Raw genomic sequence first — 13,289 nt, forward strand, 5'->3', positions numbered from 1 at the left:
ATCAAACGAAAGCCGCCCCGGCATCACACCTGGGGCGGCTTTCCCCTGCCTATTGACAAACGGTGCCTACATATCAGTTGTACTGTCGGACTCCTCAACGCGGCTCGTCCCTCGCCGCTTGATCGTCGTCCGACTAGTCGCGCAGCATCTCGGCGACGAGGAACGCAAGCTCCAGGCTCTGCTGCGTGTTCAGCCGCGGGTCGCAGGCCGTCTCGTAGCGCCCGGCCAGGTCGGCATCCGAAATGTCCTGTGCCCCACCGAGACACTCGGTGACGTTCTCGCCGGTGATCTCGACGTGGATGCCGCCGGGATGGGTGCCCAGCGCCCGGTGCACCTCGAAGTAGCCCTGCACCTCGTCGACGATCCGGTCGAAGTGGCGGGTCTTGTAGCCGGTCGACGACTCGTGGGTGTTGCCGTGCATGGGGTCGCACTGCCAGACCACCTGATGGCCGGTGGCCTGAACCTTCTCGATGATCGGCGGCAGCAGATCGCGCACCTTGTTGTTGCCCATGCGGGTGACGAGCGTCAGCCGTCCGGGCTCGTTGTTCGGGTCGAGGCGTTCGACGTACTCGACGGCCAGCTCCGGTGTCATGGTCGGGCCGAGCTTGACGCCGATCGGGTTCGCGATGACCTCCGCGAACGCGATGTGCGCGCCGTCGAGCTGACGGGTGCGCTCACCGATCCACACGTAGTGCGCGGACAGGTCGTAGAGCTTGGAGCCCTGCTCGGTCTCGGAGAGCCGCAGCATCGCCCGCTCGTAGTCGAGCACCAGCGCCTCGTGGCTGGCGTAGATCTCGGCCGTCTCCAGGTTGCGGTTGTCGACGCCGCAGGCGCTCATGAATGTCAGCGCGCGGTCGATCTCACCGGCGAGCGCCTCGTAGCGCGCCCCGGCCGGCGAGGTGCGGACGAACTCGCGGTTCCAGTCGTGCACCAGGTGCAGCGACGCCAGCCCTGAGCCGGTCAGCGCGCGCACCAGGTTCATCGCGGCGCTCGCGTTGGCGTACGCGCGCACCAGCCGCGACGGGTCGTGCTCACGGACCGCGGCGTCGGGCGCGAAACCGTTGATCATGTCGCCGCGGTAGGACCGCAGCCCCAGCGCGTCGATGTCGGCCGAGCGCGGCTTGGCGTACTGCCCCGCGATGCGGGCCACCTTGACCACCGGCACGCTCGCGCCGTAGGTCAGCACCACGGCCATCTGCAGCAGCGCGCGCAGGTTGGCCCGGATGTGCGGCTCGGTGTTGTTGACGAAGGTCTCGGCGCAGTCGCCGCCCTGCAGCAGGAACGCCTTGCCGCAGGCCACGTCGGCCAGCAGGCCCTTGAGCCGCTCGACCTCGGCGGGCACGGTCACCGGCGGAACGCTCTCCAGCACGGTGCGCATGTTCTTCGCCGCCTCGACGTCCCAGGTCGGCTGCTGAACCGCGGGCTTGGCCAGTGCCGCGTCGAGCCGTTGCCGCAGCTCATCGGGCAGCGGCGGCAACGAGGGCAGCTGTTCGATGGGTACGTCGACGGTCCAGTTCACCCGTTCATGGTAACGGCCCGCGACATGTGCATTTCACCGCTGGCCCGGGGCTTCCCCCGTGGTCATCAGCTGGAACCGCCGCAAATTGTGGCGAGCGTCGACCAGCGCGTCGTGGGCGTCGCGGGGACGCGGCGGCATCCGCGGCGAACCGCGCTCCTCCCAGAACTGGCGCAGCTCGCGGGTGAAGCGCGGGATCGCCGGCGGCAGATCGGTCATCGGACCCCACAGCTGACACAGCACGACGTGGTCGTAGGCGCCCACCCAGGCCCACAGCTCGATCGGCTCGTCGCCGTCGATGCCGAAGAAGTCCTCCAGCTCCGAGCGGATCTGGCGGCGCGAGCGCCACAGCTGCGACGCCGGCGGCGGAAGCTTCGGCAGTACATGCTTGCGCACCCAGCTGCCGGCCCGCTCGGGATTGAATTCGGTTGACACCGCGTAATATTCGCGACCGTCCTCGGCGGCGACGCCGATCGATATCAGTTCGATGGTGCGCCCGTTGTCGATGAATTCGGTGTCGTAGAAGTAGCGCACTACGCGGGTTCCTTTTCGGGTTCCACCGCGACCGCCCGGTCCTTCGGAGCGGGTGCGGCGTGGATCTCGCGGTCGAGTTGTTCGTCCACCTTGGCATCGTCGGGAAACTTCGGCATCCCCGCGATGGCGTCCTGCAGCCAGAGCTTGGCCTGCACCACCGGCCGGCGCAGCCAGCGCTCGCGCTCCAGCGCCCGGTGCATCTTGCGGGGGCGGTTGGTATAGCGCCAGCGTGCCCACGGCGCATGCGGCCGCGACAACCGGATCGCGCCGACGAACAGCAGCGGCGTCACGAACATCCCCACCAGGCCGGTCCACACCTTGCCCTTCAGCAGCACGATCACGGCCAGCATCAGGGTCAGCACAGCAGCCACGATCACCCCCGCCCGTGCGAGCAGCGAGTGGTCGTTGCGCCAGATGTCGATGTCGAAGAACGACAGCGGGTTGAAACCCAGGATCAGCAGGCCTGCGACCGCGACCGCCGCGAAGACCGCATCGATCGAGGTCCTGCCGTCCTCGGCCCAGTAGACGTCCTGGAGATGCAGGATCAGCGCGAACTCGTCGAGCACCAGGGCCGCGCCGACTCCGAAAAAGATTGCCGCCACCGTGAATTCGGGTACTCCCCCGTCAACGCCCAACGTCACCATCGTCACACCGGAGATCATGACCAGGACAACGCCGATCACCACGTGGTGGATGTGGAGTCCAGCGCCCGGTGCCTTCGAAACAGAAATGTTGCGCGGCTGCCACCACCTGTGGGGTGCGTCGCTGTTGGCGTGGCTGCGGATGTACCGCACGATCGTGCGGGTCACGAAGAACGTCAGGATGAACGCGATCAGGCAGAACACGAGCGGCATCCGCGCGTGCGGGACGCCGAACACGAGGTGTAAGTCCGCGAGCACGCAGAAAACTTACGCCGACCTGCGCGTGTCGCGCCCGGGATACCGGCCGACGCGCCGCGGTGCCCGGATAGTCTGGTCGGTGACATGAGTACGTGGCGGTCGCCCGGCGGGGCTGGTTGGGGGCCAACGCTCGCCTGGCGGCTGTTTCAACTGCTGACCTTGGCCGCGTTGGTCTGGGCGGGCTGGCGTTTGCTCGGCCGGATGCCCTACCGCATCGACGTCGACGTCTACCGGATGGGTGGCCAGGCCTGGCTGGACGGCAGGCCGCTCTACGCCGACGGCGCGATGTTCCACACCAGGGGCGGCCTCGACCTTCCGTTCACCTACCCGCCGCTGGCCGCCGTGGCGTTCGCGCCGTTCGCGCTGCTGTCGCTGGAAGCGGCAAGCGTCGCGATCACGGTGACCACCCTGGTGCTGCTCGTCGTCGCCGTGACGATCGTGCTGCACCGGTGCGACGTCTGGCCCCAGACCACGGTGACCGCCGAACCGGCGTGGGTGCGGCAGGCGTGGCTGGCCGCGGCCCTGGTCGCCCCGGCGGTCGTCTATCTGGAACCGATCCGGTCCAACTTCGACTTCGGGCAGATCAACGTCGTGCTGATGACGCTGGTGATCGCCGATTGCGTGCCGCGTCGGACGCCATGGCCGCGGGGCATGCTGCTCGGCTTGGCGATCGCGCTCAAGCTCACCCCCGCGGTGTTCCTGCTGTACTTCGTGCTGCGCCGCGACGTGCGCGCGGTGGTTGTCACAGTCGTGTCGGCGGTCGTCGCCACGCTGATCGGGGTCGCGTTCGCCTGGCGCGACTCCCTCGAGTACTGGACCGAGACCGTGCGCAACACCGACCGCATCGGCACGGCGACGTTGAACACCAACCAGAACATCGCCGGGGCGCTGGCCCGCCTGGGGCTCGGCGAGGGTCCGCGGTTCGTGTTGTGGGTGGTGGCGTGCTTCGCCGTGCTGGCCGTCACCGTCTGGGCGGTGCGGCGGGTGCTGAAGGCCGATCAGCCGGTGCTCGCGCTGATCTGCGTGGCGATGTTCGGATTGGTGGTCTCGCCGGTGTCGTGGTCGCACCACTGGGTGTGGGCGCTGCCGACGCTTCTTGTCACGGGTCTGGTGGCCTATCGGAAGCGGCACGTGGCGCTGGCCGTGGTGACGGCCGCGGGCTTCGCCTTGATGGTGTGGACGCCGATCACGCTGATGCCCGAGCATCAGGAGACGGCCGCGTCGCTGTGGCGACAGCTGGCCGGGGGTTCCTACGTGTGGTGGGCGATCGCGGTGATCGTGGTCTCCGGCACCGTGGCGGGCACGATCCCCGCGGTGCACAGCAGGCCGGTCGTCGGCGCCGCGCCGGTGCCCGCGGTGAACTAGGCGGCCGGGCTCAGCCGGCGGCTACCTCGGGCATTCGGGCCGACGGCTTTGTCGTGTCGTCGGCTTTACCCTCCTTGATGTCGGCGGCGTAGAGGTCGACGTACTCCTGACCGGACAGCCGCATCAGCTCGTACATCACCTCGTCGATGACCGCGCGCTCGATGAAGCGGTTACCCGCCAGGCCCTCGAACCGGCTGAAGTCCATCGGGGTACCGAACTTCACCTGAACCCGGCCGAAACGCCACATCTTGCTACCCGGCGGGTTGACGACGTCGGTTCCGATCATCGCGACCGGAATGACGGGCATACCGGTCTCCAGCGCCAGCCGGGCGAGGCCCGTCTTGCCCTTGTAAAGCCGGCCGTCCGGCGAGCGGGTGCCCTCGGGGTACATGCCCAGCAGCTTGCCCTCGCCGAGGATGCGGGCCGCGGTGGTCAGCGCGCTTTGCGCGCTGTCGGCGTCGGTGCGGTCGATCGGCACCTGACCGGCGACGGTGTAGAACCAGCGGGTGAACCAGCCCTTCAGGCCGGTGCCGGTGAAGTACTCGGCCTTGGCCAGGAACGTGATCCTGCGGCTGACCACCAAAGGCAAATAAAAGCTGTCCGCGACCGCGAGGTGGTTACTGGCCAAAATCGCCGCGCCGGACGCCGGAACATGTTCCAGCCCTTCGACTTTCGGCCGTCCCAGCAACGACAGCAGGGGTCCCATGAAGATGTACTTGAACAGCCAATACCACATGGGCCCTCCCGGTGATCGAACACCGGCCGGTGTTCTGCGACAACTTTACCCACGCACTGTGGATGCGACCACAGCGCGCAAGACTACTCCTCGACGGTGACCGGGATGTGCTGGTAACGCCCGCTCCCCGACGGCTCGGAGCCGTTCTGGCCCGGATCGCTCGGCGGTGCCGGCGGACCGTCCGGCGGACCTTGCGGCCCCGCCCCGGCGTCCGCCTGTTCGAGAATCGCGCGGACCACCGCGAGCAGCGCGACGCTGTGCTCGGCGATGACGGTCAACAGCGGGTGCGCTTCGCCGGCGGCAAGCGCGGCGAGCGCACACACCGGGCACCACACCTGCTGGCACTTGCCGGCGGTGCCGGTCGTCGCGCGGGCGGCGGCCAAACGCACGGCGGGGTCGAGCTTGTCGAGGATGGCCTGCGCGAGCGCCCGCAACTCCGGGCCGAGGTCGGCGTGCGGCGTCGTCACTTCGGCCACACCTCCGGATTCGGTCGGAACCGCACGGTCAACTCACACCCTCGCAGCTGCGCGTCCAGTACGACGCATCTTCGCAATACGGACGCCAATCGGACACGGCGCCGCAATCCGCCAGCGCCGATGATCAAGTCGTCGTCGACCCGGCCCAGCGTCAACGCCGAGGAATCGACCTGCGGCAACTCTAGCCGCAACCGGTACACCGATTCGAGGCCGGAGCCCGACTCGCGGTCGACGATCGGGCGCAGCGGTCCCGGCGGGGGCGACCCGTCGCGTCGGCGCGCACAGTCGAGCAGCTCACCGAGCGCCTTGGCGCCGATCGGTTCGCCGGCCAGGTGCGGGACCAGCACGAGTTGGACGTCGCCGATGGTCGCGTCGAGCTGGTCGAGGACGGCGCGCTGTTCGGAGATCCGCTCGGTGTACCAGTCGAACGCGGGATGCTCGGGCAGGTTGCGGTATTCGTACGAATCATCTTGTACGAGTATCTGGTTCACGATCAGTTCGGCGACCTGAACGCCCATCAGCGCCAGCGAACCCAGCGTGCGGGCCGCCTCGGCGGCGACGACGCGCTCGGCCGTCATCACCAGGTGGGCGCTGACCTTCGAACCGTCGGTCAGCATCGCGGAGAGCACTTCGGTGCCCGTGCTGATGCGTTCGAACAGCGCGACGACGGCCGCGGTGTGCGGGTCGTCGGCGCCGGTGGACAGCCGCCGATGCCGCGGCCACGCCCGTTCCAGGTACAGACCGAACGTCGCGGGCAGGGTGAGCATGCGCAGCGCGTCGGCGGTCGACGCGCAGTCCACCACGATGCGGTCCCACCGCCCCGAGGCCGCCAATTCGCCGACCTCGTGCAGACCCAGCACCTCCTGGACGCCCGGCAGCGCCGAGAGTTCCTCGGGCGCAACGTTTCCCAATTCGGACTCGGGGAACCGGTCCGACAGCAGCCCGGCGATCTCGCGCCAGCGCGCCTCGAGCAGGGCCAGCGTGTCCAGCGCGAGCGCGTCCAGCGAGCCGCCGCCGGCGTCGGCATCGTCGGTGAACACCCGGGTGGTTTCGCGTGAACCGGTCGGCGTCACGGTGGTGCCGAGCACGTCCCCGATGGAGTGCGCCTGATCGGTCGAGACGATCAATACGCGCAACCCCGCGCGTGCATCCCGCACGGCGGTCGCCGTCGCCAACGTCGACTTGCCGACTCCGCCTTTACCGACGAACAGGCCGATCTTGGCGACGGGCGGGTCGGTGGCGTTCAGCTCACTCAGCCTCGACTCGTTTCTTGAGGTCCTTCAACGCGGTGTCGGTGAGGCGACGTTCGGCCTTCCGCTTCAGCAGCCCGATCATCGGGATGATCAGATCGACCGACAGCTCATAGGTGACGTCGGTCCCTGATCCCTTGGGCGACAGGCGATATGCGCCTTCCAACGACCTCAGCAGCGAGCTCGACACCAGCGACCACGTCACCGACGTGCGGTCGGACGGCCAGACGTAGGACAACACCATGGTGTCCTTGAGCACGGCGGCATCCAGTACCAGCCGGGCGGTCTTCGGATAGCCCTCGGCGTCGGCCTCGAGCACCTCGGTCTCCTTGTACTCGGCCACCCAGTCCGGGTAGGAACCGATGTCCGCGATGACGTCCATGACCGTCGAGGGATCGGCATCGATGTAGATGGTCTGCGCCGTTTTGTCCGCCACGTTGAAAATCTACCCTCCCCTGTTGGAACTCACGGCGCGTCCGAGGCCAACGGCGACACACCCACCGGACGCGTGGCCTCCAGCCGCTGCTTCACCTCGAATGCCATGTTCTTACCCGCGACCCGTCGCCGGTGGTTCATCTTCGCCAGATTCATCTTTACCAGCTGCCAGGCCGCCGCCCCCGCGGGCTCGGCGTGCAGGAAGTAGTGCAGGACGACGCCGTCGAGCACCGGCTCCAGCCACACCTCCATCGTCCCGACGAGCGCCCCGGTGACCGTCCATCGGTGGCCTTTGTCGCCCCGGTCCTCCACGACCGTCAACCGCAGGTCGGGCCACCACCGGCGCCAGCTCGCGGGATCGGCGATGTAGCGGCCGACCTCGGCGGGGTCAGCCGCGACGAACGTGTCATCCGCGATCTGAATGCTGTTCATGGCATACCAGCTTCACATACGAACCTGGCCCTGATCCCGGCCGACTAGGGTGTATACGGCAAGAGCAGCCGGATCGAGAGGCCAGGATCGTGCGTGAGTTCAGTGTTCCCGCGTCCTTCACGGTGGGCGAGCACGACAATGTCGTCAGCGCCGTGTTCGACCATGAGCGCGACGATCCCGACCACGTGATCTTCCGTCGCCTCGTCGACGGTTCCTGGACCGACGTGACGTGTAAGCAGGCGGCCGAACAGATCCGCGCCACCGCTCTCGGCCTGATCGCCAAGGGGGTGGCCCCGGGCGACCGGGTCGCGCTGCTGTCCGCGACCCGCTATGAGTGGCCCATCCTCGACCTGGCGATCCTGGCCGCCGGTGCGCGCACCGTGCCGATCTACGAGACCAACTCGGCCGAGCAGGTGAAGTTCGTGCTCGGGGACTCCGGTTCGGTTCTGGTGATCGCGGAGACCGACGCGCATGCGGGCAAGATCGAGCACCTCACGGACGAGCTCCCCGCGCTGCGGGAGGTGCTGCGGATCGAGGGCTCGGGCACGCCCGCGCTCGACGAGCTCGCCGAGGCGGGTAAGTCGGTCGACCCCAAGCAGCTCGACGAGCGGTTGGCCGCCATCAGGGCCAGCGATCCCGCGACGTTCGTCTACACGTCCGGCACCACCGGTCAGCCGAAGGGATGCCAGCTCACCCATTCGAACCTGGTGTACGAGATCCGCGGCGCGAAGGAGTGTTTCCCGACGCTGCTCGACAAGGGTGAGCGCATGCTGGTGTTCCTGCCGCTGGCACACGTGCTCGCGCGTGCGATCACGCTCGCGGCGTTCACCTACAAGGTCACCCTCGGCTTCACCAGCGACATCAAGAACCTGGTGCCGACGTTCGGCGTGTTCAAGCCGACGCTCGTGGTGTCGGTCCCGCGTGTGTTCGAGAAGGTCTACAACACTGCCGAGCAGAACGCCCGCAACGACGGTAAGGGCCGGATCTTCGACATCGCGGCCGAGACCGCGATCGACTGGAGCAAGGCTCAGGACAGCGGCGGCCCAGGCCTGCTGCTGCGGGCCAAGCACGCCGTGTTCGACCGGCTCGTCTACGGCAAGTTGCGGGCGGCGCTGGGCGGCGAGTGCCGCGGCGCGATCTCCGGCGGCGCCCCGCTGGGCGCGCGGCTCGGGCACTTCTACCGCGGCGTCGGGCTGACCATCTACGAGGGCTACGGCCTGACCGAGACCAGCGCCGCGATCACGGTCAACCGGATCGACGACACCAAGGTCGGTTCGGTCGGAAAGCTGTTGCCGGGCAACAGCATGCGCCTCAACGACGACGACGAGCTGCTGGTCAAGGGCGGCGTCGTGTTCGCCGGGTACTGGAACAACGACGCGGAGACCAACGCGGTGTTCTCCGACGGCTGGTTCCACACCGGCGACCTCGGCGCGATCGACGAGGACGGCTTCCTGACCATCATCGGCCGCAAGAAGGAGATCATCGTCACCGCGGGCGGCAAGAACGTCGCTCCGGCGATACTCGAGGACCGGTTGCGCGCACACCCGCTGATCAGCCAGGCGATGGCCGTGGGCGACGCCAAACCGTTCATCGGCGCGCTGATCACGATCGATCCGGAGGCGATCGAGGGGTGGAAGGAGCGCAATGGCAAGAGCGCCGGCGCGTCGGTCGGCGACCTGGCGACCGACCCCGACCTGGTCTCGGAGATCGATCTCGCCGTCAAGGAGGCCAACCAGGCGGTGTCGAAGGCCGAGGCGATCCGCAAGTTCCGCATTCTGCCCGTCGACTTCACCGAGGACACCGGCGAGCTGACCCCGACGTTGAAGGTCAAGCGAAAGGTCGTGGCGCAGAAGTTCGCCGACGACATCGAGGCGATCTACACCGGATAGAGCAGGGTCGACAACCGCTTGGCCTGCGTGTGCCACTGCCAGTTGTCGACCACCCAGCGCCTGCCCGCCGCGCCCATCCGGACCGCACGGTCGGGGTCGGCCAGCAGGTCGCCGACGGCCGCCGCGATGGCGCCGACGTCCCAGCCGTCGACCACCACCCCGGTCTCTCCGTCGCGCACGGTTTCGGGCGCCCCTCCCGAGCGTCCGGCCACCACCGGGACACCCGTCGCCGACGCCTCGAGGTAGACGATGCCCAGGCCCTCGACGTCCAGTCCGGCGCCGCGCGTCCGGCACGGCATCGCGAACACGTCGGCCATGGCGTGATGGGCGGGCAGCTCGTCGCCGGGAACGGCGTCGGTGAAGACGACGTGGTCGGCCACGCCAAAGCTGTCCGCCAGCTTGTGCAGGGTGGACCGATAGGGTCCGCCGCCGACGATCACCAGCGCGGCGTCGGGGACGCGTTGCCGGATCGCAGGCATCGCCCGGATCAGCATGTCCTGCCCCTTGCGTGGCACGAGGCGCGACAGACAGACGACGACGGGCCGGTTGCCGAGTCGGTAGCGCGCGCGTAGTTGGGCGCGGGCGACCTCGTCGGGGGTGAACCGTTCGGTGTCGACGCCCGGCGGCAGGTGTTCGAGCGCGGCGCGCGGCCCGAACGCCGACGCGAACCGGCGCCGGGTGTACTGGCTGATGTAGGTGACCGCATCCGTACCGGATCCGATGCGCCGCAGCGCGTTTCGGGCCAACGGCAACATCGACCAGCCGACTTCGTGTCCGTGCGTGCTGGCGATCACCCGGCGGGCACCCGCGTCGCGGGCCAGCGGGGCCATCAGCGCCAGCGGCGCCGCGGCACCGAACCAGACCGTCTCCGCGGAGGTCTCCTCGACCAGGCGCCGCATCCGGCCGATCACCGTCGGTTCGGGGAGCATGAGGGTGGTCGGATGCCGCACGACCCGGTACGGGGCGGCGCGGTCGAAGTCGTCGGACCCCTTCCACTTCGGCGCGTACACCGTCAGCGTGTGCTGCCCGTCGGCGACGAGGTGGTCGACCAGCTCCTGCAGGTAGGACTGGATGCCACCGCGGCGCGGTGGAAAGTCGTTGGTGACCAACAGAACTCGGCTCACGTCATCGGCTCGCCCACTGCCGCCACTCGGCGAGCACGGCGTCGAGGTCCGTCCCGAGGGCGTCGCGCACCGCCGTCGCGACGTCGGAATGGCCGATCCCGCACGCCCGCCGGTACAGCTCGAGCAGCGTGCCTGCGCCGTACCGATCGGCGATGAAGCGGCTGAACCACCAGGCCCGGTCGTAGGCCTGCGAACGCGCCGGCCCGGCCAGCTCCGCGTCGGTCGGCAGCGTGAGGGTCGAGGGCTCCGGCTTCGGCGTCGCGGGCCGGGCGACGTAGTCCGCCACGCCCTCGGTCAGCCAACGGGGCGCGTCCTGGGCGGTCGCGCCGCGGGACGCGTAGTGGAAAAGCTCGTGGCGCAACACGATTCGCAGTGCGGCATCGCCCAGATCCGCGGCACCGGGTGCGAACGTGATCCGCTCGGCGGTTGTGGTCGCCGCGGTGTGGGCGTCGCCGCCGCCGAGCGACGCGAACTGCGCGTCGGTGCCCGCGACGGCGATCACGACCTCGCGCGGCCAGTCGGGGCCCCAGAACGCGGTGACCGCCTCCGAGGCAGCCTCCATCTCGCCCTCGAGCCGCGACACCAACCCCTCGGTCCGCGGCCCACCCAGATTCATCAACCGGACCACCCGGCCATCGCCGAGCGTGTGCGTGCGCGACGCCGCGGTCGGCGTCGTCAGCGATGCGGGCGTGGGAGGCGTGGCCACCATCGGGCCGGACGGCACCTGAAAGCGACCGATGAGCAGCAGTGCGCAGATCAACTCGGCGAGCAACAGCGCGGCGAGTTTGGACCTGTTCCTCGCGTGCGCGGCACTGCGGCGGTCAGTAACGGCGGACGTTGTAGATCGGCGCATTGTCCACCGGAGCGACTCGCACCGGCGTGCCGTAGGTCGAGGCGTGCACCATCATTCCGTCACCGATGTAGATGCCGACGTGCGACGCATCGGAGTAGTACGTCACCAGGTCGCCCGGCTGCATCTGGTCCCGCGACACCGCCTGCCCGCCGTTGGCCAGGGCCTGGCTGGAGTGCGGCAGCGAGATGCCGGCCTGCTGGAACGACCACATCACCAGTCCGGAGCAGTCGAAGGCGTTGGGGCCGGACCCGCCCCACGAGTACGGCGAGCCGATGCGGCTCAGCGCGGCCTGGATCACGGTCGCGGAATGGCCGCCCACCGGCGGTGCCATGTCGCCCGGCGGGATGGCGCCCGGCGCGGGTGGCGCGGCCAGCACCGCGGGGTCACCGCCGGGCTGCACCGGCGCGGGCGGTGGCACCGGAGGTCCGGGCGGGACGGCCGCCAGCGCCTCGCGCTGATGCGGCGTCAACGCCTCGTACTGCGACTTCACGACCGCCATCTGCACCTGCAGCCGGCTCTGCTTGGACTGCAGGTCGGCCCGCACGGCCGCGGCCTGTTCGGCGGCGGTCTTGGCCTCGGCGGCCGACTTCGCGGAGGCCTCCTCGGCCAGCGCCGCCTGTTTCCCGATCTCGCGGTAGCTCTTCATCTGCGCCGACATCTCGGCGGCCATCACGCGCTGGATGGACAACTGGTCGATGAGGCCCTGCGGTGAGTTCGCGGTCAGGATCGCGTCCAGACCATCGGTCCTGCCGCCCATGTATTGGGCCGCAGCAACCTTGTTGACGGCACCCTGGAAGTTTGCCAGCTGCTGTCGCGCCTTGTGAGCGGCCGCCTGGTCGGCGGCGTGCTTGGCCTCGGCATCGCGCTGGATGGCCAGCTTGTTGTCGAGATCCAGCTGCGCCGAGTGCATCGCCTCAGTGGTCTGCTCGGCCTGTCGCGACAGCTCGTTGAGCTTCGCCAGCGCGTCGTCGGCCGGGTCGGCCTGCACACTGACCGCGAAGAGACCTGCGAAGAAAGTGATACCGACTATCGCGCTGACCAAGGGGTGGAGAAACCCGCGAATGGTTACGCGCGTGCGGTCGAGCCTCAAGATTTTGCGTCCTTCAACATCCGGAACGAAGCCGTGTCGAACTGCCCTTAGGTCTCAGACAGGTTACGAAACGGCATCGGGGTTGTCCAACAGAAGACGCAAATTTAACAGGCAGCTCATATTTCGTTCGGCCGCCCGCCACGCCGCGTGTCGTCAGGCGACACCCGAACTCCCGTCCCGTCGGACCGGTACCAGCCGGAGCCGCGGCGCCAGGCCGACGTCGGCGAGCACCTCCAACGCCCGGCGCTCGTCCTCCAACAAGGTGTCGGGTACGCCCAGCAGAACGCTCACGACGCAGTCCTGACATCCAGGACCGCGAACCGCGCAGTCGTCGCAGTCGATCTTCACCGTGCCCACGAATGGCTCCTCTCGGTCGGTGCGGTCCGCACGCTATCGGCAGGCACCGACAAGTCCAGGCCGCGTGGCAACCCGAGACTGTCGGTGGTGTTTTCTACCGTCGACCCGTGAGCCAGCTCAGCTTCGCCGATGTCGATCGGCAGGCTGACGTCTCGTTGCGCGACACGACGTTCGTCGTCGTCGACCTGGAGACCACAGGGGGACGCGCCAGCGGGGACAACCACGACTCGATCACCGAGATCGGTGCGGTCAAGGTGCGCGGCGGTGTCGTGCTCGGCGAGCTCGCGACGCTGGTCGACCCGGGCCGCAGCATCCCGCCGCAGATCGTGGCGC

Annotated in this window: 15 protein-coding genes; 3 read left to right on the plus strand and 12 right to left on the minus strand. The window is 68.7% G+C overall.

Annotated elements, in window-relative coordinates:
* Positions 1 to 133: 133 nt before the first annotated feature.
* The 3 genes from A5698_RS13520 to A5698_RS13530 are packed head-to-tail and all read right to left on the minus strand — an operon-like array spanning position 134 to position 2,904.
* Entirely contained in the window at positions 134 to 1,519 is a 1,386-nt protein-coding gene (locus A5698_RS13520) for a class II 3-deoxy-7-phosphoheptulonate synthase (RefSeq protein WP_068297489.1), read from the minus strand.
* A gap of 33 nt (positions 1,520 to 1,552) precedes the next feature.
* Positions 1,553 to 2,050 (minus strand): polyadenylate-specific 3'-exoribonuclease AS, encoded by a 498-nt coding sequence (locus A5698_RS13525; protein ID WP_068297492.1) that lies wholly within the window; start codon positions 2,048 to 2,050, stop codon positions 1,553 to 1,555.
* On the minus strand, positions 2,050 to 2,904 hold the full coding sequence (locus tag A5698_RS13530) for a hypothetical protein (protein ID WP_156670748.1): 855 nt from the start codon (positions 2,902 to 2,904) through the stop codon (positions 2,050 to 2,052). The genes A5698_RS13525 and A5698_RS13530 overlap by 1 nt, the downstream gene beginning before the upstream one ends.
* A gap of 129 nt (positions 2,905 to 3,033) precedes the next feature.
* Between A5698_RS13530 and A5698_RS13535 the strand changes: the two genes are divergently transcribed.
* A complete protein-coding gene (locus tag A5698_RS13535) occupies positions 3,034 to 4,314 on the plus strand; it encodes a glycosyltransferase 87 family protein (protein WP_068297498.1) in 1,281 nt (426 codons plus the stop codon).
* 10 nt (positions 4,315 to 4,324) lie between these two features.
* On the opposite strand, the gene A5698_RS13540 is transcribed toward A5698_RS13535, so the two are convergent.
* The 5 genes from A5698_RS13540 to A5698_RS13560 form a co-directional block, all read right to left on the minus strand.
* Complete coding sequence (locus tag A5698_RS13540; protein ID WP_067089683.1) at positions 4,325 to 5,050, minus strand: lysophospholipid acyltransferase family protein; 726 nt, start codon at positions 5,048 to 5,050, stop codon at positions 4,325 to 4,327.
* A gap of 83 nt (positions 5,051 to 5,133) precedes the next feature.
* A complete protein-coding gene (locus A5698_RS13545) occupies positions 5,134 to 5,517 on the minus strand; it encodes a hypothetical protein (protein ID WP_067089769.1) in 384 nt (127 codons plus the stop codon).
* Positions 5,514 to 6,773, minus strand: a complete 1,260-nt coding sequence (locus tag A5698_RS13550; RefSeq protein WP_068297501.1) for an ArsA family ATPase — start codon at positions 6,771 to 6,773, stop codon at positions 5,514 to 5,516. The genes A5698_RS13545 and A5698_RS13550 overlap by 4 nt, the downstream gene beginning before the upstream one ends.
* Before the next feature lies 1 nt (position 6,774).
* A complete protein-coding gene (locus A5698_RS13555; protein WP_068297505.1) occupies positions 6,775 to 7,212 on the minus strand; it encodes an SRPBCC family protein in 438 nt (145 codons plus the stop codon).
* Between the two features lie 29 nt (positions 7,213 to 7,241).
* A complete protein-coding gene (locus tag A5698_RS13560) occupies positions 7,242 to 7,643 on the minus strand; it encodes an SRPBCC family protein (RefSeq protein WP_068297508.1) in 402 nt (133 codons plus the stop codon).
* Between the two features lie 89 nt (positions 7,644 to 7,732).
* On the opposite strand from A5698_RS13560, the gene A5698_RS13565 reads away from it, so the two are divergent.
* Positions 7,733 to 9,532: an AMP-dependent synthetase/ligase gene (locus tag A5698_RS13565; RefSeq protein WP_068297511.1), complete on the plus strand. Its 1,800-nt coding sequence runs from the start codon at positions 7,733 to 7,735 to the stop codon at positions 9,530 to 9,532.
* Here the strand turns inward: A5698_RS13565 and A5698_RS13570 are convergent.
* From A5698_RS13570 to A5698_RS13585, 4 genes are all read right to left on the minus strand, one after another.
* The gene (locus A5698_RS13570; protein WP_068297512.1) at positions 9,520 to 10,656 is read right to left on the minus strand and encodes a glycosyltransferase family 4 protein; all 1,137 of its coding nucleotides are present in this window, start codon (positions 10,654 to 10,656) and stop codon (positions 9,520 to 9,522) included. The two genes, A5698_RS13565 and A5698_RS13570, sit on opposite strands and share 13 nt — an antisense overlap.
* A gap of 1 nt (position 10,657) precedes the next feature.
* On the minus strand, positions 10,658 to 11,509 hold the full coding sequence (locus A5698_RS13575) for a basic secretory protein-like protein (RefSeq protein WP_068297513.1): 852 nt from the start codon (positions 11,507 to 11,509) through the stop codon (positions 10,658 to 10,660).
* Complete coding sequence (ripC, locus tag A5698_RS13580) at positions 11,478 to 12,599, minus strand: peptidoglycan hydrolase RipC (RefSeq protein ID WP_067089667.1); 1,122 nt, start codon at positions 12,597 to 12,599, stop codon at positions 11,478 to 11,480. The genes A5698_RS13575 and ripC overlap by 32 nt, the downstream gene beginning before the upstream one ends.
* A gap of 153 nt (positions 12,600 to 12,752) precedes the next feature.
* On the minus strand, positions 12,753 to 12,956 hold the full coding sequence (locus tag A5698_RS13585; RefSeq protein WP_067089664.1) for a hypothetical protein: 204 nt from the start codon (positions 12,954 to 12,956) through the stop codon (positions 12,753 to 12,755).
* 107 nt (positions 12,957 to 13,063) lie between these two features.
* On the opposite strand from A5698_RS13585, the gene A5698_RS13590 reads away from it, so the two are divergent.
* The coding region (locus A5698_RS13590; protein ID WP_286144504.1) for an exonuclease domain-containing protein at positions 13,064 to 13,289 on the plus strand (226 nt) is incomplete at its 3' end.

It is taken from the genome of Mycobacterium sp. E136 (genome assembly GCF_001666865.1).
Lineage (GTDB): Bacteria > Actinomycetota > Actinomycetes > Mycobacteriales > Mycobacteriaceae > Mycobacterium.